This is a genomic window from Microbacterium sp. LjRoot45, from assembly GCF_964253325.1.
Lineage (GTDB): Bacteria > Actinomycetota > Actinomycetes > Actinomycetales > Microbacteriaceae > Microbacterium.
This window is the reverse complement of record NZ_CAXUQM020000001.1, coordinates 679728-702028: the sequence shown is the minus strand read 5'-3', so window position 1 is coordinate 702028 and position 22301 is coordinate 679728. Positions and strand designations below refer to the sequence as shown.

The following is a 22301-nucleotide window of genomic DNA, read 5'->3' as shown; positions in this document are numbered from 1 at the left end:
TTATTCCGCGACCGGAATGGACTGCGCCTTGAGGGCGGCGATCGTGGCCGTCTGCCCCTTCTCCAGTGCGTCCGCGAGCGTCCCCGAGCCGGCGACCGCCGACTTGAAGCCGTCGGAGACATCGGCGTAGGTCTGCGTCATCGTCGGGCCCCACACGAAGTCGGGGTTGACCTGGCCGGCGGCCTCAGCGAAGACGTCGTAGATCTTCTGACCGCCGTAGAACTCGACGCCCTCCTGCAGCACGGGCAGGTCGAGACCCGCCTTGGTGGCCGGGTAGATCGCCGCGGTGGCGTTGAGCGACGTGAGCGCCTCCTCCGACGAGTTGAGCCACAGCGCGAACTTCGCGGCCTCGTACAGGTGGTCGGTGCCCTTGAACACCGCGATGGACGAGCCACCCCAGTTGCCGGCGGCCGACTCTCCCGCGTTCCACTGGGGCGACGGGGCGACCGACCAGTTGCCCGCCGTGTCGGGGGCGCCGCTGGCGATCGAGTTCGCTCCCCAGACCGCGGAGTTCCAGGTCCAGACCTCGCCCGAGTTGTAGGCGTTGTTCCACTCGTCGGTCCACGCGGGGTAGGTGGAGACCAGATCGTTCGCGATGAGGTCCTGCCAGTAGTCGGCGACGGTGACCGATGCGTCGCTGGTCAGATCCACCGTCCACTGGTCGCCGTCGTTGCCGAACCACTGACCGCCGGCCTGCCACACGAAGCCCGCGAACTGGTTGATGTCGGTCTGCGAGAAGTTGGTGATGTACCCGCCGAGTTCGCGGATCTTCTCGGCTGCCGCCTTGTACTCCTCCCACGTCGTGGGCACGGCGATGCCGTTCTCCTCGAACAGGTCGCTGCGGTAGAACAGCGCCATCGGACCGGAGTCCTGCGGAACGCCGTACACCTCGTCGTCGGTGCCGAGGCTCACCTGGCCCCACGTCCAGTCCACGAACTGGTCCTTGGCGGCCACGATGTCGGCGCAGACGCCGAGGTCTTCCAGACCGTCCTGGACGCGGAAGTTGGGGATCGCGTCGTACTCGATCTGGCCGAGGTCGGGTGCGTTGCCGGCCTCGAGCTGGTTGAAGAAGTTCTGGTAGGTGCCGGCGTTGCCCGACGGGCCCGTCTGCACCTCGACCTGGATGTCGGGGTTCGCCTCGTTCCAGATCGCGACGGCATCCTCGATACCCGGGATCCAGGAGGTGAACGTCAGGGTGACCTTGCCCTCGGACGGCTCGCAGGCGCCGGCAGCGTCGCCGGTGCCTCCATCGCCTTCGGTGCCGGAGGAGCAGGCCGCCAGCGTGAGCGCCAGCGTGGCGGCGACCGCCAGACCGGCGGCTCTCTTCATGTGTCGCATGATCTCTCTTTCTTGGTGGGACGTGCAGGGTTTCCGGCTGGTACCGGCCGGGTCAGGACTTCAGCGCTCCCGCGCCCAGACCTGAGCGCCAGTACCGCTGAAGAAGCAGGAAGGTGATGATGAGCGGGATGATCGACAGCAGCGCGCCGATGAGCACGAACGTGCGCAGTTCGGGGAACTGGTTGATCGTGGAGTTCCAGGCGTAGAGGCCGTAGGTCACGGGGAAGAGCTCGTCGCTGCGCAGCATGATCAGCGGCAGGAAGAAGTTGTTCCAGATCCCCACGAACTGGAAGAGGAACACCGTGATGAGCGCCGGCACCATGAGCCGGATGGAGACCGTGAAGAAGGTGCGGATCTCGCCGGCGCCGTCGATGCGGCTCGCCTCGAGGAGCTCGTCGGGCACGCTGGCCTCGGCGAAGACCCGCGCGAGGTAGACCCCGAACGGACTGACGATGCTCGGGAGGAAGACTGCCCAGAACGTGTTCGTCAGCTGCACCTGGCTGAACAGGAGGAACAGCGGGAGCGCGAGGGCCGTCGCCGGCACGAGCACGCCGCCCAGCACGACGTTGAAGATGAGCTCCCGCCCGGGGAACCGGTACTTCGCCAGCGCGTAGCCGCACATGCCCGCCAAGAGGGTCGCCACGAGCGCTCCCCCGCCCGCGTATCCGAGGCTATTGAGGATCCAGCGCAGGTAGACGCCGCCGTCGTACTCCAGGAGGCCCGACAGGTTCTCGCCGAAGTTCATGTCGGCGAACCACAGCGGGTTGGTCGAGAACAGATCGCCGCGGCTCTTGGTGGAAGCGACCAGCAACCACCACACCGGAACGAGGAAGTACAGCGTGAAGACGACCATGATGAGCATGGCCACGCCGCGGGAGAGCGGATTCTCCCGCGGACCGCGTGCGCGAGAGGACCTGTCGGCACCTCGCGAGCGCGACGACCGCGACGTCGCCGTCGTGGGGAGGTCGACCGTGCGGCTCATGCGTCTGCCTTCCGTCGAGTGATGCGTAGGAATGTGAACGACATCGCGAAGGTCGCGAGCGCGAGGACCACCGAGAACGCGGCGGCGAGGCTGACGTTGGGGATGGCGGAGGTCGCGTAGATGGTCATGTTCGGGGTGTAGGTGCTCGTCACCGCGGAGCTGAACGAGCGGAAGACCTGCGGCTCGGCGAGCAGCTGGAGCGTGCCGATGATCGAGAGGATCGCGGTCAGCACGAGCGAGGAGCGGACCATGGGGATCTTGATGGACCACGCGATCCGCAGCTGGCCCGCGCCGTCCAGGCGCGCGGCCTCGTACAGGTCGGTCGGGATCGCCAGCAGCGCTGAGTAGATGATGAGCATGTTGTAGCCCACGAACACCCACGTGACGACGTTGGCGATGGCCCACAGCACGAGCTCGGCGGAGAGGAAGTCGACCGAGCCGGTGAGCACCGCGAAGGGCGACAGGTTCGGGGAGTACAGGAAGCCCCACATGATCGCGGCGATCACGCCGGGGACGGCGTAGGGCACGAAGAAGGCCAACCGGAAGAATCGCTTGCCGCGCAGGAGCGGGGAGTCGAGCAGCAGCGCGAAGACGAGCGCGAGTCCGAGCATGACGGGAACCTGCACGATGCCGAACAGGAGCACCCGGCCGACCGACGACCAGAACGGCTCGCTCTGGAACACCAGCGCGTACTGCGCGAGCCCGCCGAAGACCTCGCGCGCCTCGCCGAACGTCCCCTCGCGCTCCACCACCATGAGCGACTTGACGACGGCGTAGCCGATCGGGATCAGGTAGAAGATCACGAACAGCACGGCGAACGGCACGACGAAGAACGCGATCGCCGACTTGTGGTGGACCTTCCCTCGCCCTCTCGTGCGTCGGGAGCGGTCGGTCGTGATGAGTGCCTCGGTGGCGGTCATCGCACGGCATCCTCTCGGATCACTCGGACGGCACCGGCGGGAACGCGCAGTTCTCCGGATACGTCCGTGCCCGTGACCAGGTCGTGGCCTCGGGCGGGAACGACCGCGTCGGACGCGGTGTGGTTGATGATGAAGCGGTAGCCGCGATCCTCGCTCGCACGTCGGATCACGTCGACGCCGGGGGCGGCCCCCGCGAGTCGCTCGACGCCCGCGCCGCGCAGCACGTCGTCGACGACGCGGTCGAGACCGTGCGCGTCGGGGAGGGTCGCGAGATACCACGCGTCGCCCGAGCCGCCTGAGCCGGAGCGGCGGGTGAGGGCCGGTGCGCCGTCTGCGGGTCCGCCGTCGAACCGGTCGCGCACATCGCAGTCCACAGCGACCACCCGCTCGGTCCACAGGGAGGCGGACGTGCCCGATGTGAGCGAGACGGCATCGCCGGGCAGCAGCGGCGCGAACTCCTCGACACGGATGCCGAGCAGGTCGCGCCAGACGGCCGGATAGCCACCCGGTCGCACGCGATCGTTCTCGTCGACGATGCCGCTGTAGAAGGTGACGAGCAGGTGCGCGCCGGCGCGAACAGCATCGTCGACCACGGCGGCGTGTGCGTCGCGCACGAGGTGCAGACCCGGGACGACGATCAGGCGGTACCCGTCGAGCGGCGCCCCCGGGGCGACGACATCGACCGTCGCGCCGGCCTCGCGCAGCGCGCGGTGGGTGGCCCACACCTGGTCGAGATAGGCGACCGACGAGCTCGGGCGGTTCTCGGCGTCGAAGGCCCACCAGGCCTCCCAGCTGAACAGGAGCGCGACGTCGCCGGCGACGCGGCTGCCGGCCACTTCGCCGAGCCGGCCGAGCACGTCGCCGAGCTCCTGCACCTCGGCCCACAGGCGCGACCGGGTGCCGGTGTGCGACACGAGCGCGGAGTGGAACTTCTCCGAGCCCTGCAGCGACGCGCGCCACTGGAAGAAGCACACCGAGTCGGCGCCCCGCGCCACGTGCTCGAGGGAGTCGCGGAGCATCTGTCCGGGGAGCTTGGCCAGATTGTGGGGCTGCCAGTTCACCGATCCCGTGGCGTGCTCCATGAGCATCCACGGCGCACCGCCGGCGAGTCCGCGCGTGAGGTCGGCCGCGAAGGCCAGCTCGCCGTGGGGGTCGGCGAGCCGGTGGTCGAGGTAGTGGTCGTTCGCGATGATGTCGACCTCGGGCGCCCACTGCCAGTAGTCCAGCTCGCGGATGTGCGCCGTGACCATGAAGTTGGTCGTGACGGGCAAGTCGCTGTGGCGGCGGATCACGTCGCGCTCCGCGATCAGGTGATCGCGGAGCTCGTCGGAGCTGAACCGCGAGAAGTCGAGCACCTGCGACGGGTTGCGCGTGGAGAGGGTGCGGCGCGGGGTGCCGATCTCCGCCCAGTCGGTGTAGCGCTGCGACCAGAAGCTCGTCCCCCACGCGCGGTTGAGCTCGGCGATCGTGCCGTAGCGGGCGCGCAGCCAGCGACGGAACGCCGCGGCGCTCTCGTCGCAGTAGCAGTGCGCGTTGTGGCATCCGAGTTCGTTGGACACGTGCCACAGGGCGATCGCGGGATGCCGGCCGTAGCGCTCGGCGACGGCCTCGGCGAGCGCGAGGGCCGCCCGCCGGAAGATCGGCGAGCTCGGGCACCAGGCCTGCCGGCCGCCCGGATAGCGGTACGTGCCGTCGTCGGCGACGGGCAGGATCTCGGGGTGACGCGTCGTCAGCCATGGGGGCGGCGACGACGTACCGGTGCCGAGATTCACGCGGATGCCGTTCGCGTGCAGGAGCTCGATGATCTCGTCGAGGTTCGTGAAGTCGAAAGAGCCGTCGGGAGCCTGCAGATCGGACCAGCCGAAGATGTTGATGGCGACGAGCGAGACGCCGATCTGGCGCATGAGCGCGACATCCTCCCGCCAGACCGCGGGGTCCCACTGCTCGGGGTTGTAGTCGCACCCGAAGTCGATGCCGCGCGGCACGTAGGGCGTCCGCGCTGAGGTGCGCTGGGCGTCGACCAGGGCCAGGTCCACGAGATCTCCTTCGACGTCGTCGGCGATGTGTGCACGTGCACAGATTCGGAGGTCGAAGTTCGGCTCTGAGCTTCTGTGAACGTACACAGAATGGCATCCGCGCTCCGTCGTGTCAACCCTCGACAGCGCTACAGTGGGGGGCGTGTCGGCGAAGGGACCGCGACCGCGGCGAGCAACCGTCCACGACGTAGCCGTCGTGGCGGGCGTCTCCCGCGGCACCATCAGCCGCTACGTCAACGGCGACCCCTACGTCTCCGCCTCCGCGCGAGAGGCGATCGAGGCCGCGATCGCGGAAGTCGGCTACGTGCCCAACACGGCGGCGCGCCACCTCGTCATGCAGCGCACCGAGTCGATCGCCTTCATCGTCCACGAGCCGCACTCGCTGTTCGTCGACGACCCGAACATCGGCGGCATCCTCCTCGGCGCCAACGCCGCCCTCTCCGACGCCGACCACCAGATGGCCGTGCTCATCGTCGACTCCGAGCGCGACACCGACCGCGTCGCGCGCTACCTCTCGGGGGGCGCTGTCGACGGGGCCATCATCGTCTCGGCCCGCGCCAACGACCCCGTCGGCCGCGTCGTGGAGCGCCTGCGTCTGCCGGCCGCGTTCGTCGGGCATCCACCGGGAGCCACGTCGGCGGCCTTCGTCGTCATCGACAACCGCGGGTCGGCGCGCATGATCACCGAACGACTGCTCGAGACCGGGCGGCGACGGGTCGGCATGATCGCCGCGGCCCTCGACCGAGACTCCGGGTCGGAACGCCTCGCCGGCTTCCGCGACGCGCTCGGCGACCGGTTCGACCCCGATCTTGTCGAGCCCGTCCCGCTCTACTCCTACTCCTCCGGACGCGAGGCGATGACCGCGCTCCTGAGCCGCCACCCCGACATCGACGGCGTCTTCGCGGCATCCGATGCGGTCGCGGCGGGCGCCGTCGAGGCCCTCCGCGCCGCCGGCAGGGTCGTACCGACCGATGTGGGCGTCGTCGGCTTCGACGACAGCGCGTGGGCCAGCCGTACGCTGCCGCCCCTGTCGACGGTGCGGCAGCCCGCCGAGGAACTCGGACGCACCGCCGCCGCCCTCGTGCTCGGTCAATTGCGCGGCGAGAGCGCACCCAGCGAGATCCTCCTGGAGTGCGAGGTCATCTGGCGCCAGTCGGCGTGACCGGACCGGCGGGGCTCACCTCGTCCACCGCAGCCGCCGCGCGCAGCCGCCGCCGGTAAGCCGCGGGCGACTGACCGCACAGGCGCCCGAACCGCTCGTAGAACTGGCTCTGCGAGCGGAAGCCCGCCGCGACGCCGACGTCGGGGACGGACAGGTCGGTCGACAGCAGCATCGCCTGCGCGTGGGCGACGCGGCACTGCGCGAGGTACTCCCCCATCGTGATGCCCGCGGCCCGGCGGAACAGGGCCATGGCGTACTGGGGATGGAGGTGGACGTGGGCGGCCACGTCGGCCACCGTGAGGTCGTCGGCGGAGTGCGCGGAGAGAAAGGCGATCATGGCGCCGGCATGGCTGGAACCATCTCCCCGCGACCGCTCGATGGACGGGATGCCGTGCACCGGCGCGACGGCAGCATCTCCCCGCGCGTGCGACGAGGCGACCGCGATGGCCCACCGCAGCACGACGGCCTCGATCTCCAGCAGAGCGATCCGGCGGGACAGCGCCTCGGGGTCGTCGTCCGCGCGCAGCTCGTCGCGCCACTGCGCGAAGCGTTCCGCCACTGGGCCTCCTCCGTCTGCCGCCGGCAGCGACAGGACCTCCCCCTGCACGAGCCGTTCGACGACCTCCTGCGGCATCCCCCACGCGAGCGCCCGCGAGAGCGGAATCGTCATCCACGCCTGCCATCCCTCGCGCGGCGCGGGGAGCAGCCGGTGGGGCCTCGCGGCCCAGAACAGCGAGATCGACCCTGCGGGCATGACGAGTGGCCGCCCGTCGACGAGGTACTCGAGGTCGACGTCGGCGAGGTTCACCTCGATGTCGTCGTGGCGATGGGCGCGCGCCATCGGCTGCACGTCACCGCGCCAGCAGTCCACCCCGAAGGTGTGGCGATCGACATCGTGAGCACTCATGATCCCGGAATTCTTGCACGCGCCAGCGGAAGAAGTGCGGAATCCGCATCTCTACCGTGGATGCCATGACCCTCATCGACATCCCTGCCTCCGTCCCCGCACCGCCCACGCGGAGCTACCACCTCTCCCCCGAGCAGGTCGCGCAGTTCGACCGTGACGGGTATCTCGTGCTCAAGAACCGCATCCCCGCCGACCTGCTGCAACGCCTCCAGGACGCGGCGGACGTCTGGATCCGCGAAGGGCGCGAGATCGCCGCCGACGTTCCGGCGCGCGCGGACTACCAGTTCGCCCAGCGCGGCGGCGCCTCTCGCCTCTTCCGCGTCGACTACCTCCACGGGAAGGGCCAGCCGGCATCCCTCGAACTGCTCGGCAGCCCGGCCGTCCTCGGCATCGCCGAGAGTCTCGCCGGGGTCGACGCCGTGCCCACCTACGAGTCGCTCGTCTTCAAGGATGCCGGCGACGGCGCACCGATCGACTGGCATCAGGATGCCGTGCACCCACGGACGCGGCGGATCTTCAATGTCGACGTCTACCTCGACGCGTCGCGCGTCGGCGAGGGCGCGCTGCGGGTCGCGCCCGGCTCGCATCGCGCCCCGGTGGACGTGTGCCAGCTGCAGGAGGAGTACGGCTGGGATGCGCCGGGCGTCGTGCAGGTCGAGCTCGACCCGGGCGACGTCCTCGTCCACGACGTCATGATCGTCCACGGCAGCGAGGCCGTGCAGGGCAACCGCCTGCGCCGCACGATCTACTACGAGTTCCGCTCGGCGGAGCAGATCCTCGCCGAAGGTCCGTGGGATGCCGAGTGGATCGACCGCCGCCTGCGCCTGCTGCCCGTCGCCCTCCGCGAGCACGCGCGCCGCAATCCCGAGGCCGAGGCGTTCGCGTGGAACATCCCGGCAGCGCTCGCTCCGCAGGTGACCGACGACGACGAGACGGAGCTGCGGATCGCGCACGGCGTGCACTCGCCGGGCTCGTACTGCAGCGCCGGAAGCGTGCCGTTCACGGGATGAGGGCGCGTCACGGAATGAAACCGGTCCGCGCGCGTTGACTACACTCGGAAGCACGATGTGCTCCGGGGTCGGTGAGAATCCGAACCGGCGGTGAGAGTCCGCGAGCCCCCGTTTCGGCGGGGGTTGATCCGGTGGAATTCCGGAACCGACGGTGATGCGACAGGCGAATGCCTGCGCTAGTCCGGATGGGAGGAAGCACATCACGACGCGACGCATGCGCGCATCGTGATGGCGTCGACTGCACCCCGGAGTCCGAACGAAGGACACAGGGATGACCGCCACCGACACCGAGATCGCCGCGATGCGGCGCGCTCTCGCGCTGGCGACCCACGGACCACGCGGGATCAATCCGCAGGTCGGCGCCGTCATCCTCTCCCCCGCCGGCGACGTGCTGGCCGAGGGCTGGCATCGCGGCGCGGGCACGGCGCACGCCGAGGTCGACGCGCTGTCGAAGCTGGCTCCCGGCGCCGCGCGCGGCGCGACGGCCGTCGTCACCCTCGAGCCCTGCAACCACACCGGCCGCACCGGTCCATGCGCCGTGGCCCTCATCGAGGCGGGCGTGGCGCGCGTCGTCTACGCGGTCGCCGATCCGGGCGAACGATCCTCCGGCGGCGGCGAGCGCCTGCGCGCGGCCGGAGTCGACGTCGACGCGGGGCTCCTCGTCGACGAGGGGACCGAGTTGCTCGACTCGTGGCTCACCGTGCAGCGCCTCGGCCGTCCGCACGTCATGGTCAAGTGGGCGCAGTCCCTCGACGGACGCGCGGCGGCGGCCGACGGCACGAGTCAGTGGATCACCGGCCCCGACGCACGGGCCGACGTGCATCGCCGGCGCGCCGACGCGGATGCCATCGTCGTCGGCACCGGCACGCTCCTGGCCGACGACCCGGCTCTGACCGCCCGACGCCCCGACGGGTCGCTCTACGACGCGCAGCCGAGGCCGGTCGTCATCGGAACGCGTGCCGTTCCGCAGGAGGCCGCCGTGCGCCGGCATCCGAAGCCCTTCATCCAGGACGAGGGCGACGACCTCCCCGACCTGCTCGACCGCTTGCGCGAGCTCGGCATCCACCGCGTCTTCGTCGAGGGCGGCCCCACCCTCGCCAGTTCGTTCCTCCGCGCGGGCCTCGCCGACGACGTGCTCGCCTACGTCGCCCCGACACTCCTCGGCGGCGACCGCCTGGCGGTCCGCGACGTCGGCGTCACCACGATCGACGAGCAGCGGCGACTCGACGTGGAATCCGTCGAGCGCCTCGGCGACGACCTCCTGATCGTCGCCCACCCCCGATCCCGCTCCGAGGAGGAGACCCCCTGATGTTCACCGGAATCATCGAAGAGCGCGGCACCGTGACCGCCATCGAGGCGTCGGGCGACGGCGTGCGGCTCACCGTGCGCGCACCCCTCGCCGTGTCCGACGCGCAACGCGGCGACTCGATCTCCGTCAGCGGGGTGTGCCTCACCGTCACCGAGCAGGGCGAGGACTGGTTCACCGCCGACGTCATGAAGCAGACCCTCGACATGTCGTCGCTCGGCGGCTTCGGCGTCGGCACCGAGGTCAACCTGGAACGCGCCCTCGCCGCGCACACCCGCCTGGGCGGTCACATCGTGCAGGGGCACGTCGACGGCACGGGCGAGGTGCTCGAGGTGCGCCCCGGCGCGCAGTGGCGCGTGATCCGTATCGGCCTGCCCGCCGACCTCGCCCCGCTCGTCGTCGACAAGGGCTCCATCTCGGTGCAGGGCGTGTCCCTCACCGTGTCGGCAGCAAGCGCTTCGGATGCCGGCAGCCACTGGTTCGAGATCTCGCTCATCCCCGAGACCCTCGAGAAGACGACCCTCGGCGCACTCGCCCCGGGCGACCGGGTGAACCTCGAGACCGACATCCTGGCGCGCCACGTGCAGCGCCTCCTCGCGTTTTCCACCGCACCCACCGCACTGACCACCGCACCGATCGAAGGAGGCTCCCGATGAGCCTTGCCACCATCCCCGAAGCCCTCGACGCCCTGCGCGCGGGCAAGCCCGTCATCGTCGCCGACGATGAGAACCGCGAGAACGAGGGCGACATCATCCTGTCGGCCGAACTCGCCACGCCCGAGTGGCTCGCGTGGACCATCCGCTGGTCCAGCGGGTTCCTCTGCGCCCCCATGCCCGCCGACTGGGCCGACCGGCTCGACCTGCCGCCGATGGTGGCGGTCAACGAGGACAGCCGGGGCACCGCGTACACGGTCAGCGTCGACGCCGCCGACCGCGTCTCGACCGGTATCAGCGCCGCCGACCGGTCGCACACCCTCAACGTGCTGGCCGACCCGACGTCGACGCCGTCGTCGGTGATCCGCCCGGGCCACGTCCTGCCCCTGCGCGCCGTCGACGGCGGCGTGCGCGAACGCGCCGGCCACACCGAGGCGGCCGTCGAGCTGATGAAGCTCGCGGGCCTCCAGCCCGTCGGGGCGATCGGCGAGGTCGTCGCGGAGGACGGCAGCATGATGCGCCTGCCCGGCCTCCTCGAGCTCGGCGAGCGCGAGGGCGTGCCGGTCATCACGATCGAGCAGCTCATCGCCCACCTCGACGGCACGAGCGAGGGGCACGCCCCCGCCGACCGTGGTGCGCGGCGGCGCGTGAGCCTCCGGGCGGAGGCGAAGGTGCCGACCTCGCACGGGTCGTTCCGCTTCCTCGCGTACAAGGACCGCATCACCGGCACCGACCACATCGCGGTCGTCTCCGGCGACCTGTCCGAGGACGCCGCCCTCGTCCGCGTGCACTCCGAGTGCCTCACGGGTGAGGCGTTCGGCTCGCTGAAGTGCGAGTGCGGTCCGCAGTTGGATGCCGCGCTCGACGCGATCGAGCAGGACGGCGGTGTCGTCATCTACATGCGCGGGCACGAGGGTCGCGGCATCGGCCTCATCAACAAGCTGCGCGCGTACAGCCTGCAGGAGCGCGGCCTCGACACCGTCGACGCCAACCTCGCCCTGGGACTCCCCGCCGACGCTCGCGACTACGCCGCCGCAGCCGGCATCCTCGCCGACCTCGGCATCGAGCGGGTGCGCCTGCTGACGAACAACACCGACAAGGTCAATCAGCTCCGCGGGCTGGGACTCGACATCGTCGAGCAGGTCCCGCTGCTGGTGGGCGTCGGCCCGAACAACCATCAGTACCTCGCCACGAAGGCCGAGCGGATGGGGCACATCATCGACGGCGCCGAGCTCGACAGCGCCCTGACCGCGTCGGCGCAGCTGACCGGCGCGAAGGAGGACCACGCATGAGCGGACACGGCGCACCGAAGGTCGACCGCGTCGACGGCACGGGACTGCGTGTCGTCGTGATCGCCGGGAGCTGGCACGACGTCATCACCGACGGACTGATCGCGGGAGCGGAGCGCGTGCTCGACGCCGCCGGCGCATCGTGGCGGCTCGTCCGCGTGCCGGGATCGTTCGAGCTCCCCGTCGCGAGCAAGGTCGCGTTGGATGCCGGGGCCGACGCGGTCGTCGCGCTCGGGGTGATCATCCGCGGCGGCACGCCTCACTTCGAGTACGTGTCGTCGGCCGCCACCGACGGGCTCACGCGGGTCGCCATCGAGACCGGCAAGCCGGTCGGCTTCGGTGTGCTGACGTTGGACGACGAGCAGCAGGGCCTCGATCGTGCGGGTCTTCCCGACTCGAAGGAGGACAAGGGCGCGGAGGCGGCCGACGCCGCTCTGCGCACCGCACTCCTCCTGCGGGAGCTGCGCGGCGCCTGACCCCGCGGCCGGCGTTCAGTCGGCGGGAGCGGTCTCCCACCCGCGGACCTCGTGGAACACGGCCGTCTTCGGGTAGCGCCCCGCGGGCGGGGCGACCTCGAAGAGGTCGAGCATCAGGAAGAGCGGATACGACGGTGCCTGCGCGATGGCCCGCACCACGACGCCTTCGCAGCCGATGACCGTCTGACCCTCGCCCCAGATCACCGTCCAGGTGTGCCGCCCGCTCGCGTCGACGGGCACGCTCACCGGCGCCATGTCGGTGTCGAGCCGCTCGTCGCCGTGCGCTTTGACGCCGGCGCGCGCCTGCGTGGTGGGACCGATCGCCTCGGCGTCGATCTCGAAGACACAGATCTCGCCCGCGTCGGCCGGGCCGAGATGCTCGGTGCCCACGAGCCACGCGGCGGTCATGCACCCGAGGTCGCGGCTTGCGGAGACCACGACGTCGATGCGTCCCGCCGTCGGCGCGAAGAGGAGGCGGGCGCCGACGGGTGTGCGCACGGAGAGGCCGTCCGGTCGATGCCGATGCGTGCCGACCGCGGAACCGAGCGGCCCCGAGAAGGCGCCCGTCTGCAGGTTCGACACCCGTAGCGGCGCGTCTTCCGGCCGCCAGTCGGGCTGGTCTTCCTCGATGCGCAGCTCGACACCGCGGGGGACGACGCGCAGACGCGCCGCCGACCGTTCGGGGGTGGTCCACTGCGGGAGATAGTGCGGCACCCAGTGCTCCGCCGAGATGCCGCCCGAGAAGTCGTCCGCGAGGTCGGGGGCGCGGTCGGGCGGGTCGGGGAGGCGGTCACCGGGCACGAGCATGACCCCAGTGTGACGGCAGCGGCGGACATCGCCGGTCGTGGCGGCGCAGAGTCATACCTTCAGTTAGACTGAGGCTATGGAGATCCTGCGTCACGCCGTCGTCCTCGTCCACCTCGTCGGATTCGCCGTGCTGTTCGGCGCCTGGGTCGTCGAGGCCTTCGGCCAGCACCGCATCACCCGCCTTCAGAACTGGGGCCTCGCCATCGCGGCCGTCGCAGGCCTGGCGCTCGCGGCACCGTGGGGCATCGAGTACGACCTCAACTACGCCAAGATCGGCACCAAGCTCGTCGTGCTGCTCGTGATCGGCGCCCTCCTCGGCATCGGCGCGGGACGTCAGCGCAAGTCCGGGAGCGTGCCGCCGGCCGTGTTCTGGGGCATCGGCATCCTCACGTTCCTCAACGCGGCCCTCGCCGTGCTCTGGCGCTGACCGCGCGTTCGCAAGACACCACCGCCCGTCGCTTCCCGCGGCGGGCGGTTCGTCGTGCGGCGGCCCGCCCCCGCGAGCGGCGAAGGTAGGCTTGATCGTCGTCCGCAGGTGAACCATCACCGGACGTCTCCCCCCGCGACGCCGCGCCCCGCGCACCATCCCCGCGCGCCGCGCGACACCGCCCGGTCTGTCCCACGAGGACCACGCACGTCTCCGCAGCGCTGCTTACCAGCGCCTCTCCCCAGCGCGTCTCTCCAGCGCCTCCCCCCAGGGCTTTCATGTCACACTCCGCTCCCCCGCTCGCACCCGCCAACCCCCGCTCGCGCGTCATCACCGCGAGCCTCATCGGCACCACGATCGAGTTCTACGACTTCTACGTCTACGCGACGGCCGCCGTCCTCGTCTTCCCGATCCTCTTCTTCCCCACCGGCAACGACACGACCGCGCTGCTCCTGTCGTTCAGCGTCTTCGGGGCAGCGATGGTCGCCCGCCCCGTCGGCGCCGTCGTCTTCGGCCACTTCGGCGACCGGTTCGGCCGCAAGGCGACGCTCGTGGCATCCCTCCTGACGATGGGGATCGCGACCTTCCTCATCGGCTTCCTCCCCACGTTCGACCAGATCGGCGTGTGGGCGGCGGTGCTCCTCCTCATCCTGCGGCTGTTCCAGGGCTTCGCGCTCGGCGGCGAGTGGTCGGGGGCGGCGCTGGTGGCCACCGAGAACGCACCCAAGGGCAAGCGCGCCTGGTACGGCACGTTCCCGCAGCTGGGTGCCCCCATCGGGTTCATCATCGCGAACACCGTCTTCCTGCTCATCAACTTCGCCCTGCCCCACCCCGACGGCCCGGCCGTCCGCTCCGAGGCGTTCCTGGAGTGGGGGTGGCGCGTGCCGTTCCTCTTCTCGGCGGTGATGGTCATCGTCGGGCTCTGGGTGCGCCTCAAGCTCGTCGAGTCGGAGACGTTCGCCCGCGCGGAGAAGAGCGGCGCGATCCGTCGCTTCCCGCTCGGCGACGTGCTGCGGCGCCACTGGTGGCAGCTCATCCTCGGCACGTTCATCATGCTGGCGACCTACGTGCTCTTCTACCTGATGACGAGCTTCACCCTCGCCTACGGCACGAAAGCGACGACCGAGGGCGCGCAGGCCGCCGCGGATGCCGCCGGCCAGCCGTTCGACGCGACGACCTACGTGGCGGGGCTCGGGTTCGGCTACACCGACTTCGTCATCATGCAGATCATCGGCGTCGTCTTCTTCGGCGTCTTCACGCTGCTGTCCGGACCGGTCGCCGACAGCATCGGACGGCGCCGCCTGCTCCTGTGGATCACGGCGGGGATCGGGGTCTTCGGGCTGCTCTTCAGCGTCTTCCTGATGCCCCAGCTCGATCCGAAGTTCAGCGGCGCGCTCGTGCAGGCCTTCCTCATCTTCGGGTTCATGCTCATGGGCGCGACCTTCGGGCCGATGGGTGCCCTGCTGCCGGAGCTGTTCCCCACGAACGTCCGCTACACGGGCTCGGCGATCTCGTACAACGTCTCCTCGATCCTCGGTGCCGCGCTCGCGCCGATCGTCGCGACCGCGCTGTGGGCGGCGGCGGGCGGCTCACCGTGGCTCGTCGGCATCTACCTGTCGGGGTCGGCTGTGCTGACCTTCATCGCCCTGTGGCTCTCGAAGGAGACGAAGGACATCGAGTACGAGTCGAACATCGGCGCGCTCTGACGACATGACGTCGGGGCGGGACGCGAGGCCCCGCGGCATCCGTCATTCCCGGCGCTCGTGGCGCACCGGAAGGATGCGCGCGGGCACGGGCGCCGCGGCGGGGAACGTGCAGCGGAACTCGCCCTCGTAGCCGAACAGGAACCCGAAGAGCCGGTTGCGCACCTCGAGCCGGATGCGGAAGACCTCCGCCTCGTCGTCGTAGCTCTCGCGCAGTTCGGCGCGACCGCTGAAGAGCGGGGGGAACCGGAACGCGAGGGGCCCTTCGCGGAACCGCTGCGCGCCCGACCGCAGGAGGAGACTGCCGTCGGGCTCGGCCGTCAGCTCGAGGTCGACCGCGAGGTGCTGATGCGAACCGAGGTAGTCGACGATCGTCCCGCTCGCGCCGAGGATCATGGTGGCGTCGAAGCGGCGCGGGGCGCGCGGCATCCGGAACTCGCGGACGAAGGTCACCGTCTCGCGCCCGAATGGGTCGAGGTAGGGGTGGTTGTCGATCCGGAACGGGACGTCGTCGGCGACCTCGGGCACGAGGATGCTGCGGAAGCGACCGAGCTGGAGAAACGGCACCGTCCACCAGGGGCCGCGGCGGATGCGGTGCATCGTGCCGCGCCCGACGCACGCGTAGCCTGCGGCGAGGCCCACCCCGAACCGGCGCTGGAGCATGCGGTGCAGCCGAGCGAAGTCCTCGCCCATCGCGCGCGCGAAGATCGAGGTCGTCCCGAGAGGCGGTAGAGATCCGGATGCCACGGCGCGGCGCGAGCCGGTGGGCGCGGGCTCGCGTGGCGCGGGCTCGCGTGTCGCGGCGGTCACGGGTGCGCCAGCTGTCGCAGCGCAGCGGGCGCGTCGGCCATGAGGCGACGCGGTGCACGGCGGTCGGAGCGCGCCGCCCGAGGACGGTCGCGCCGCCAGCACGCCAGCACGGATCGCAGCGGCCACCGCTCGGGCGGAGTGCCCGTCTCGGCCCAGATGCGGAGCCGGTCGAAGCTCCACGCCGTCAGCCACCCGATCAGCGGCCGCACGAGCACGTCGGCGACACGCCCCCAGTTCGGCCTGTAGTCGTACCCCGTGGTGAAGACGACCTCGTCGCCGTCCAGCTCGTAGCGCCAGTAGCCGCGGCCGTCGCCCAACGGTGAGAGCCGGTCGTCGGCATCGAAGCGCAGGACGGAGGTGCGCACGCCGTCACCCGACGCTCGTTCTCCGACCGTCGTGCCGTGCCCGGAGATCACGAACGGTCCGACGCGGCGTGCGTAACGGAACCGGACGCCGTCACCCTCCAGCGCACCGACCGGCGTAATCCGACTGAATCGGGCATCCCACCGCGCGTGCTGTCCGGGATCCTGCGTCAGGTGCCACACGCGATCCAGCGACGCGCGGATGCGGATCCGGACATAGACGGGGCGTTGAGCGCGGGCACGGCCTCGTGCTGCGGTGCGCGTCATCACAGCGAACCGAGCAGTGCGGGACCCCACAGCACCGCGAACACGATCGACGGAACCGTGAGCATGATCGTGCCCCACACCGTCATCGCGCGGAGAAACCGGACGCCTCGCTGCTCGACGTGGAACATGCACAGCGATGACAGCGCTGCGGCCGCCGCGACGATCATCAGCGAGATCGCAGGGAACCCCACCGTCACGGAGACGACGGGGAACAGCAGGACGAGCCCGAACGCTGCGCCTCCCTGCCCGCCGAACAGCCCCGGCAGCGCGACGACGGCCGACACGACCACGATCGACGTGTTGAGGATCGTGAGCACCCGGAACCACATCTCGCTCCACAGGCCGACGCGGGGTGCTGCGATCTCCGGCGAGGCGGGAACGGCGGGGGCCGCCGGCGTCGCGTCGAGTGGGGTCACCGGGTGGCGGCGGTCTGCAGGGCCGGCGGTCATGCCTGCACCTCGGCTATCAGGTCGAGCAGCTCGCGCAGCGGCTTGCGAAGCACGCGCAGCCGCACGAGGGGCAGCGAGAGCTTCAGCAGTCGCAGACCACGATCGAGCAAGAGGCGGGTGCGTTCGCGATCCGGAGACGTGTCGTACACCCAGAAGAGCGCGAGCAGCAGGTGGCCGAGCAGGAGGGCCGACGGCAAGCCGTGGTCGAACTCCGAGGGAAGCCGGTCGGCGGCACCGGACACGGCTTCCTGGAAGAGTCCGACGACGATGTCACGGGATTCGGACGATTCGCCCGACAGGGGGTTGATCGAGGAGCGCGGCGACACCGCGGCGGAGAGGAACTCGGGGGCGAACCGGTGGTACGGCTCCAGTTGCGCCAGGCCCGTGCGGTACACGATCCCGAGGCGCTCGACCAGGTCGGTCGTCGTTTCGAGCACCGGCAGGGCCGCGTCGCGGTGGGCCTGCTGCACATCGAGGTACAGCTCCTGCACGAGGTCGTTCTTCGACGCGAAGTGGTAGTTCGTGGTGCCCACCGAGACACCGGCCTCCTCCGCGATGAGCCGGATCGTCGTGTGGTCGTACCCGCGCTCGCGGAACGAACGCAGGGCGACCTCGCGGATGACGGCACGGGTGCGCTCGCTCTTCGGGGTGGCGCTGACGGGAGAACTGGACATGTTCAGAACCTATCTCAGTTTCTGAACATGTTCAATAACGGAGAGACGCGTCTCCTGCGCCCCGGCTCACGCGCGGGACGTCAGTCGAGGAACAGCGCCCGCAGTCGCTTCGTCGTGAAGACGAGCCCCACCGCGATCATCACCGCGTAGTAGAGGACGTGCCACAGCATCCCCGCACTGAGGATGCCGGTCGTGAGCCCTCGGATGAGCTCGACGCCGTGCCACAGCGGCAACGCCATGACGATCTGCTGCACCCATCCCGGGTACACCGAGATCGGGTAGAACGTGGCCGAGAAGAGGAACATCGGCAACAGCACGAAGTTGATCCAGTCCATGTGCTGGAAGGTCTTCATGTAGCTCGTGATCGCCATGCCGACGCTCGCGAACCCGAAGGCGATGAGGAGCACGGCGGGGATCGCCAGGATCGCGGTGGGCGCCAGGTTCAGCCCCAGGATCTGCATGATGATGAGGAACCCCGTGGCGTACAGGAGCCCGCGCAGCAACGCGTAGAGGATCTCGCCGAGCGCCACATCGAGCGGCCCGAGCGAGGTCGACAGCATCCCCTCGTAGAGCTTGCCGTAGTTGAGCTTGAAGAAGACGTTCCACGTGGAGTCGTAGATCGCGCCGTTCATGGCCGAGACGGCCAGCAGGGCGGGGGCGATGAACGCCGCGTAGCTGACCTGCAGCCCCTGCGAGGTCTCGACGTCGCCGACGAGCTGGCCGAGTCCGATCCCCATCGACGCGAGATAGAACACGGGCTCGAAGAACCCGGACAGCACGACGACCCAGCTTGATGACCGCGCCGCGATGAGACCGCGCTGCACGACGGCGCCGGGATTGCCGGCCCACAGGGCTCTCACGCCGCCGCGGCGGACGTCGGGCGAGGCGACGGCGGTCATTTGGCGAGCCTCTCGATGAAGACGCGACGGCCCCACAGATAGCCGGCAACGGTCAGGACGACGAGGTAGACGATGTGGACGGCGATCATCGCAGCGGAGATGTCGGCGCCGTAGGTGGCGACGCGGCCGAGTTCGGCACCGTGCCACACGGGCGACACCCAACCGATCCACTGCAGCCAGACCGGCAGCGTCTCGAGCGGATAGAACGTGCCCGAGAACAGGAACATCGGCATGAAGAGAAAACGCTGCACGAGCGCGAACTGCCCCTTGTCGTCTTCGATCGAGCCGGCATAGGCCATGAGCGGCACACCGAAGGCGAGACCCGCGGCGACGCCGGCGACGATCGACAGCCACCCGGTCTCGGGGTGCGGGACGGCGCCGAAGATCCAGATGAAGAGGTAGTAGGCGGCGACCGCGACGAACATGCGGGCCGTCGCCCCCGCGATGACGCCGTTCGCGATCTGAGGGCTCGACAGCGACGACGCGTTGAAGCCGTAGAAGTAGCGGCGCCACTTGAAGCCGGCCATGACGGGATACGTCATCTCCTCGGATGCCACGGCGATCGCCGCCGTGATCAGCAGCGCCGGCGCGACGAACACGAGGTAGCCGACCTCGCCGCCGTGGCTGCGCACCGGCACCTGGATGAGTGCGGCCAGCCCGACAGCGAGACCCAGCAGGTACATGATGGGCTGCCCGAGCGCGCCGACGATGATCGTCCAGCCGTACGCGCGCATGGCGCGGACCATGTGCTCGGTGACGTACCAGCTGCCGTAGCGGCGCGGCTTGCGGCCCCACTCGAGAGCCTCCGCGCGGAGCTCGTCGAGCGTGGGATGAGTGGTGGTGCTCATTCGATCAGCGACCGTCCCGTGAGGCGCAGGAAGACGTCTTCCAGGCTCGAGCGACGCACGAGACTCGTGATCGGGTGGAGGCCGGCGGTCGTGACGCGCTCCAGGGCGGCCTCACCGTCGTGCGCGTAGATGAGGATGCGGTCGGGCAGCACTTCGACGCGGTCGCCGATGCCCTGCAGCTGCGTCGCGACCTGCTCGTTGCGGTCGGAGCCGAAGCGCACCTCGAGCACCTCGCGACTGGAGTGCTCGCGGATGAGGGATGCCGGCGTGCCCTCGGCCATGATGCGCCCCTTGTCCACGACGATCAGCCGGTCGCACAGCTGCTCGGCCTCGTCCATGTAGTGCGTCGTGAGCACGAGGGTCGTGCCCCGCTCCTTCAAGCGGAAGAGCCGGTCCCACAGCACGTGACGGGCCTGCGGGTCGAGTCCGGTCGTCGGCTCGTCGAGGAGGAGGATGCGCGGGTCGTTGATGAGGCCCCGGGCGATCGTCAAGCGCCGCTTCATGCCGCCCGAGAGCTGGTCGACCTTGTTCTTGGCCTTGTCTTCGAGCTGCGCGAAGGCGAGCAGCTCATCGGCCTTCTCGTGGCAGACCTTGCCTGGGAGCCCGAAGTAGCGTCCGTAGATGTAGAGGTTCTCGCGCGCGTTGAGTTCGCCGTCGAGGTTGTCCTGCTGCGGGACGACCCCCAGCCGCGACCGGATCTCGGGACCGTACCGGTCGGGGTCGAGCCCGAGGATCTCGAGTTCGCCCGCCGTGCGGGTGGACACGGCGCCGATCATCTTCATCGTCGTCGACTTGCCCGCACCGTTGGGGCCGAGGAGCCCGAACGATTCGCCCGGGGCGACCTCGAAGCTGAGACCGTCGACGGCGACGAAATCGGGCTTGCCCTTCACCTTGTAGGACTTCACGAGGTTCTGCGCGGAGATGACTGCTTCTGGCACCGGACCACACTATCCCGCAGCTCCGACACCCCTCCGCGCACGGGCCCGGCGCCCACCCACAGGAACAAGGAGGAAGATGGGAGCAGGGCAGCGTCGCCCCGGCACACCCGCAACTCCCTCCGAGGACGCACCTCCATGTCAACACCCGCGCGCGGCCTCCGCCGCCCGTCGAAGGACGACGGCCCCCGGGCCAGCCTCCGCCAGCTCCTCCCCTTCCTGCTCGAGCACACCCGCGTGCTCGTCTTCGTCGGCCTGCTCAGCATCGTGGGCGCGGTGGTGACCCTCGCCCAGCCCCTCCTGGTGGGACAGGTGATCGAGCGGGTGCAAGCCGGGGAGGCCCTCGGCATCCTGGTCTGGATCATCGTGGCGCTCGTCGTCGTCGCCTCGCTCGTCGCGGGCTATCAGCACTACCTGCTGCAGCGCACCGGCACCGCCGTCGTCTACTCGAGCCGCCGCCAGCTGATCGCCCGCATCCTGCGGCTCCCGATCGCCGAGTTCGATGCGCGCCGCACCGGCGACCTCGTCTCCCGGGTGGGCACCGACACGACCCTCCTGTACGCGGTCCTGACGCAAGGACTCGCGGATGCCGTCGGCAACGCGCTCATCTTCCTCGGCGCGATCGTGGCGATGGCGTTCATCGACCCGATCCTCCTGGTGGCTATCGTCGCGGTGCTCGGCGCCGCGATCACCGCGGTCGTCGTGCTGAGCGGCCGCATCCGCACCGCCACGCGGCAGCAGCAGGAGAAGGTGGGCGAACTGGCCTCGGGCATGGAGCGGGCGGTCGGATCGATCCGCACCATCCGCGCTGCGGGCGCGACGAGCCGCGAGGCCGACGAGGTCACGGCCCGCGCCACCGAGGTCTACGGCGTGGGCGTGCGCATCGCGAAGGTGTCGGCGCTCGTCGTGCCCGTCGCCGGTATCGCGCTGCAGGCCTCGCTCCTCGTCGTCCTGGGTTTCGGCGGCTTCCGGGTGGCCGACGGGTCGATCACGATCGCCCAGCTCGTCACGTTCGTGATGTTCCTCTTCCTTCTCATCGGCCCCCTCGGCACCCTCTTCGGCGCGATCACGTCGGTCAATCAGGCGCTCGGCGCACTCGGCCGCATCCAAGAGGTGCTCGATCTGCCACTGGAGACCGACGGCGACGAGCGCGTCGCGCGCGCCGTCTCCGTCGATACGGGCCTCGTCGGTGCCGCGACGGGGGTGGATGCCGTGCCCGCGATCGAGTTCCGCGACGTGCACTTCGCCTACCCGGCGGCAGTGGTGGCCGCGCGCCGGTCGGCCGAGACGGCCGCCCGCGCCGCGCTCTCCGACGCCCGCGTCGACCCGACGTCGGTCGAGGTGACGCCCGCGGGCGACGGCGAGGTGCTGCGGGGCGTGTCGTTCGCCGTGCCGCGCGGTTCGCGCGTGGCGCTCGTCGGCCCCTCGGGCGCGGGGAAGTCCACGACGCTGGCGCTCATCGAGCGGTTCTACGACCCGACCGCCGGAGCGATCCTGCTCGACGGCGTGGACGTCCGCGGCATCGACCGCGACCGTCTGCGCGCACAGCTCGGGTACGTCGAACAGGATGCGCCGACCCTCGCGGGCACGATCGCCGACAACCTGCGCCTGGGCGCACCGGCGGCCACCGACGCCGAGTGCGAAGCGGTGCTGCGCGCCGTCAACCTGGGCGGGGTGCTCGAACGCGACCCGCTCGGTCTCGACGCACCCGTCGGGGAGGCAGGCGTGATGCTCTCCGGCGGCGAGCGCCAGCGTCTCGCGATCGCGCGCGCACTGCTGGCCGCTCCCCCGATCCTGCTCCTGGACGAGTCGACCTCGTCGCTCGACGGACTGAACGAGCAGCGGATGCGGGAGGCGATCGATGCCGTGGCCACCGGCCGCACGCTCGTCGTCATCGCCCACCGCCTGTCCACGGTCGTCGACAGCGACCTCATCGTCGTCCTCGACGGCGGCAGCGTCGTCGGACAGGGCACGCACGCGGAGCTCGTGGCATCCGTCCCGCTCTACCGCGACCTGGCCGCCCACCAGCTCCTCACCTGAA

General features: G+C 70.2%; 22 protein-coding genes and 1 riboswitch. Of the genes, 9 read left to right on the top strand and 13 right to left on the bottom strand.

Going from position 1 to position 22301, the window contains the following annotated elements; genetic code table 11:
* From ACSQ18_RS03145 to ACSQ18_RS03130, 4 genes are read right to left on the bottom strand one after another with little or no spacing between them, the layout of a single operon-like run.
* Nucleotides 1–1338: an ABC transporter substrate-binding protein gene (locus tag ACSQ18_RS03145; protein WP_436035672.1), complete on the bottom strand. Its 1338-nt coding sequence runs from the start codon at nt 1336–1338 to the stop codon at nt 1–3.
* Nucleotides 1339–1390: 52 nt separating this feature from the next.
* The gene (locus ACSQ18_RS03140; protein WP_436035670.1) at nt 1391–2320 is read right to left on the bottom strand and encodes a carbohydrate ABC transporter permease; all 930 of its coding nucleotides are present in this window, start codon (nt 2318–2320) and stop codon (nt 1391–1393) included.
* Nucleotides 2317–3240, bottom strand: a complete 924-nt coding sequence (locus tag ACSQ18_RS03135) for a carbohydrate ABC transporter permease (RefSeq protein WP_436035669.1) — start codon at nt 3238–3240, stop codon at nt 2317–2319. The genes ACSQ18_RS03140 and ACSQ18_RS03135 overlap by 4 nt, the downstream gene beginning before the upstream one ends.
* Nucleotides 3237–5276 carry a beta-galactosidase gene (locus ACSQ18_RS03130; protein ID WP_436035667.1) on the bottom strand — a complete coding sequence of 680 codons (2040 nt, stop codon included), beginning with the start codon at nt 5274–5276 and terminating at the stop codon, nt 3237–3239. The genes ACSQ18_RS03135 and ACSQ18_RS03130 overlap by 4 nt, the downstream gene beginning before the upstream one ends.
* A gap of 142 nt (nt 5277–5418) precedes the next feature.
* On the opposite strand from ACSQ18_RS03130, the gene ACSQ18_RS03125 reads away from it, so the two are divergent.
* Nucleotides 5419–6438 (top strand): LacI family DNA-binding transcriptional regulator, encoded by a 1020-nt coding sequence (locus ACSQ18_RS03125; protein ID WP_436035665.1) that lies wholly within the window; start codon nt 5419–5421, stop codon nt 6436–6438.
* Here ACSQ18_RS03125 and ACSQ18_RS03120 read toward each other — a convergent pair.
* Nucleotides 6416–7345 (bottom strand): helix-turn-helix domain-containing protein, encoded by a 930-nt coding sequence (locus ACSQ18_RS03120; protein ID WP_436035663.1) that lies wholly within the window; start codon nt 7343–7345, stop codon nt 6416–6418. The genes ACSQ18_RS03125 and ACSQ18_RS03120 overlap by 23 nt on opposite strands.
* A 65-nt stretch (nt 7346–7410) precedes the next feature.
* Between ACSQ18_RS03120 and ACSQ18_RS03115 the strand changes: the two genes are divergently transcribed.
* The 5 genes from ACSQ18_RS03115 (at nt 7411) to ribH (ending at nt 12079) form a co-directional block, all read left to right on the top strand.
* Nucleotides 7411–8355 carry a phytanoyl-CoA dioxygenase family protein gene (locus ACSQ18_RS03115; RefSeq protein ID WP_436035661.1) on the top strand — a complete coding sequence of 315 codons (945 nt, stop codon included), beginning with the start codon at nt 7411–7413 and terminating at the stop codon, nt 8353–8355.
* Nucleotides 8356–8410: 55 nt separating this feature from the next.
* Nucleotides 8411–8556: riboswitch (FMN riboswitch) on the top strand.
* Nucleotides 8557–8626: 70 nt separating this feature from the next.
* Nucleotides 8627–9664 (top strand): bifunctional diaminohydroxyphosphoribosylaminopyrimidine deaminase/5-amino-6-(5-phosphoribosylamino)uracil reductase RibD, encoded by a 1038-nt coding sequence (gene ribD / locus ACSQ18_RS03110; RefSeq protein ID WP_436035659.1) that lies wholly within the window; start codon nt 8627–8629, stop codon nt 9662–9664.
* On the top strand, nt 9664–10317 hold the full coding sequence (locus ACSQ18_RS03105) for a riboflavin synthase (protein WP_436035657.1): 654 nt from the start codon (nt 9664–9666) through the stop codon (nt 10315–10317). The genes ribD and ACSQ18_RS03105 overlap by 1 nt, the downstream gene beginning before the upstream one ends.
* Entirely contained in the window at nt 10314–11606 is a 1293-nt protein-coding gene (gene ribA / locus ACSQ18_RS03100) for a GTP cyclohydrolase II (protein ID WP_436035655.1), read from the top strand. Before ACSQ18_RS03105 ends, ribA begins: the two co-directional genes overlap by 4 nt.
* Nucleotides 11603–12079 carry a 6,7-dimethyl-8-ribityllumazine synthase gene (ribH, locus tag ACSQ18_RS03095; RefSeq protein ID WP_301039401.1) on the top strand — a complete coding sequence of 159 codons (477 nt, stop codon included), beginning with the start codon at nt 11603–11605 and terminating at the stop codon, nt 12077–12079. The genes ribA and ribH overlap by 4 nt, the downstream gene beginning before the upstream one ends.
* A gap of 15 nt (nt 12080–12094) precedes the next feature.
* Here ribH and ACSQ18_RS03090 read toward each other — a convergent pair whose 3' ends face one another.
* Nucleotides 12095–12886, bottom strand: coding sequence for a hypothetical protein (locus tag ACSQ18_RS03090; protein ID WP_436035653.1), 792 nt, complete (start codon nt 12884–12886; stop codon nt 12095–12097).
* A 76-nt stretch (nt 12887–12962) separates the two neighbouring features.
* On the opposite strand from ACSQ18_RS03090, the gene ACSQ18_RS03085 reads away from it, so the two are divergent.
* Both ACSQ18_RS03085 and ACSQ18_RS03080 read left to right on the top strand, forming a co-directional pair.
* Nucleotides 12963–13313, top strand: coding sequence for a Fe-S protein (locus ACSQ18_RS03085; protein ID WP_436035651.1), 351 nt, complete (start codon nt 12963–12965; stop codon nt 13311–13313).
* Between the two features lie 278 nt (nt 13314–13591).
* Nucleotides 13592–15019 carry an MFS transporter gene (locus ACSQ18_RS03080; RefSeq protein ID WP_436035649.1) on the top strand — a complete coding sequence of 476 codons (1428 nt, stop codon included), beginning with the start codon at nt 13592–13594 and terminating at the stop codon, nt 15017–15019.
* Between the two features lie 42 nt (nt 15020–15061).
* On the opposite strand, the gene ACSQ18_RS03075 is transcribed toward ACSQ18_RS03080, so the two are convergent.
* From ACSQ18_RS03075 to ACSQ18_RS03045, 7 genes are all read right to left on the bottom strand, one after another.
* Nucleotides 15062–15826, bottom strand: coding sequence for a DUF4166 domain-containing protein (locus ACSQ18_RS03075; protein ID WP_436035647.1), 765 nt, complete (start codon nt 15824–15826; stop codon nt 15062–15064).
* Nucleotides 15823–16455 (bottom strand): SRPBCC family protein, encoded by a 633-nt coding sequence (locus tag ACSQ18_RS03070; protein WP_436035645.1) that lies wholly within the window; start codon nt 16453–16455, stop codon nt 15823–15825. The genes ACSQ18_RS03075 and ACSQ18_RS03070 overlap by 4 nt, the downstream gene beginning before the upstream one ends.
* Complete coding sequence (locus ACSQ18_RS03065; protein WP_436035643.1) at nt 16455–16904, bottom strand: hypothetical protein; 450 nt, start codon at nt 16902–16904, stop codon at nt 16455–16457. The genes ACSQ18_RS03070 and ACSQ18_RS03065 overlap by 1 nt, the downstream gene beginning before the upstream one ends.
* Nucleotides 16901–17578 (bottom strand): TetR family transcriptional regulator, encoded by a 678-nt coding sequence (locus tag ACSQ18_RS03060; protein ID WP_436035641.1) that lies wholly within the window; start codon nt 17576–17578, stop codon nt 16901–16903. The genes ACSQ18_RS03065 and ACSQ18_RS03060 overlap by 4 nt, the downstream gene beginning before the upstream one ends.
* Before the next feature lie 80 nt (nt 17579–17658).
* Entirely contained in the window at nt 17659–18477 is an 819-nt protein-coding gene (locus ACSQ18_RS03055) for an ABC transporter permease (protein ID WP_436035639.1), read from the bottom strand.
* Nucleotides 18474–19325 (bottom strand): ABC transporter permease, encoded by an 852-nt coding sequence (locus ACSQ18_RS03050; protein WP_436035637.1) that lies wholly within the window; start codon nt 19323–19325, stop codon nt 18474–18476. Before ACSQ18_RS03050 ends, ACSQ18_RS03055 begins: the two co-directional genes overlap by 4 nt.
* Entirely contained in the window at nt 19322–20263 is a 942-nt protein-coding gene (locus ACSQ18_RS03045) for an ABC transporter ATP-binding protein (protein WP_144807247.1), read from the bottom strand. The genes ACSQ18_RS03050 and ACSQ18_RS03045 overlap by 4 nt, the downstream gene beginning before the upstream one ends.
* Nucleotides 20264–20398: 135 nt before the next feature.
* On the opposite strand from ACSQ18_RS03045, the gene ACSQ18_RS03040 reads away from it, so the two are divergent.
* Entirely contained in the window at nt 20399–22300 is a 1902-nt protein-coding gene (locus ACSQ18_RS03040; RefSeq protein ID WP_436035634.1) for an ABC transporter ATP-binding protein, read from the top strand.
* Nucleotide 22301: the final 1 nt, after the last annotated feature.

What these genes read in the sequence shown, in the direction of transcription:
- ACSQ18_RS03145 (WP_436035672.1), bottom strand. Translation starts at nt 1,338, where the DNA reads ATGCGACACATGAAGAGAGCCGCCGGTCTGGCGGTCGCCGCCACGCTG.
- ACSQ18_RS03140 (WP_436035670.1), bottom strand. Translation starts at nt 2,320, where the DNA reads ATGAGCCGCACGGTCGACCTCCCCACGACGGCGACGTCGCGGTCGTCG.
- ACSQ18_RS03135 (WP_436035669.1), bottom strand. Translation starts at nt 3,240, where the DNA reads ATGACCGCCACCGAGGCACTCATCACGACCGACCGCTCCCGACGCACG.
- ACSQ18_RS03120 (WP_436035663.1), bottom strand. Translation starts at nt 7,345, where the DNA reads ATGAGTGCTCACGATGTCGATCGCCACACCTTCGGGGTGGACTGCTGG.
- ACSQ18_RS03115 (WP_436035661.1), top strand. Translation starts at nt 7,411, where the DNA reads ATGACCCTCATCGACATCCCTGCCTCCGTCCCCGCACCGCCCACGCGG.
- ribD (WP_436035659.1), top strand. Translation starts at nt 8,627, where the DNA reads ATGACCGCCACCGACACCGAGATCGCCGCGATGCGGCGCGCTCTCGCG.
- ACSQ18_RS03105 (WP_436035657.1), top strand. Translation starts at nt 9,664, where the DNA reads ATGTTCACCGGAATCATCGAAGAGCGCGGCACCGTGACCGCCATCGAG.
- ribA (WP_436035655.1), top strand. Translation starts at nt 10,314, where the DNA reads ATGAGCCTTGCCACCATCCCCGAAGCCCTCGACGCCCTGCGCGCGGGC.
- ribH (WP_301039401.1), top strand. Translation starts at nt 11,603, where the DNA reads ATGAGCGGACACGGCGCACCGAAGGTCGACCGCGTCGACGGCACGGGA.
- ACSQ18_RS03090 (WP_436035653.1), bottom strand. Translation starts at nt 12,886, where the DNA reads ATGCTCGTGCCCGGTGACCGCCTCCCCGACCCGCCCGACCGCGCCCCC.
- ACSQ18_RS03085 (WP_436035651.1), top strand. Translation starts at nt 12,963, where the DNA reads ATGGAGATCCTGCGTCACGCCGTCGTCCTCGTCCACCTCGTCGGATTC.
- ACSQ18_RS03080 (WP_436035649.1), top strand. Translation starts at nt 13,592, where the DNA reads ATGTCACACTCCGCTCCCCCGCTCGCACCCGCCAACCCCCGCTCGCGC.
- ACSQ18_RS03070 (WP_436035645.1), bottom strand. Translation starts at nt 16,455, where the DNA reads ATGACGCGCACCGCAGCACGAGGCCGTGCCCGCGCTCAACGCCCCGTC.
- ACSQ18_RS03065 (WP_436035643.1), bottom strand. Translation starts at nt 16,904, where the DNA reads ATGACCGCCGGCCCTGCAGACCGCCGCCACCCGGTGACCCCACTCGAC.
- ACSQ18_RS03060 (WP_436035641.1), bottom strand. Translation starts at nt 17,578, where the DNA reads ATGTCCAGTTCTCCCGTCAGCGCCACCCCGAAGAGCGAGCGCACCCGT.
- ACSQ18_RS03055 (WP_436035639.1), bottom strand. Translation starts at nt 18,477, where the DNA reads ATGACCGCCGTCGCCTCGCCCGACGTCCGCCGCGGCGGCGTGAGAGCC.
- ACSQ18_RS03050 (WP_436035637.1), bottom strand. Translation starts at nt 19,325, where the DNA reads ATGAGCACCACCACTCATCCCACGCTCGACGAGCTCCGCGCGGAGGCT.
- ACSQ18_RS03040 (WP_436035634.1), top strand. Translation starts at nt 20,399, where the DNA reads ATGTCAACACCCGCGCGCGGCCTCCGCCGCCCGTCGAAGGACGACGGC.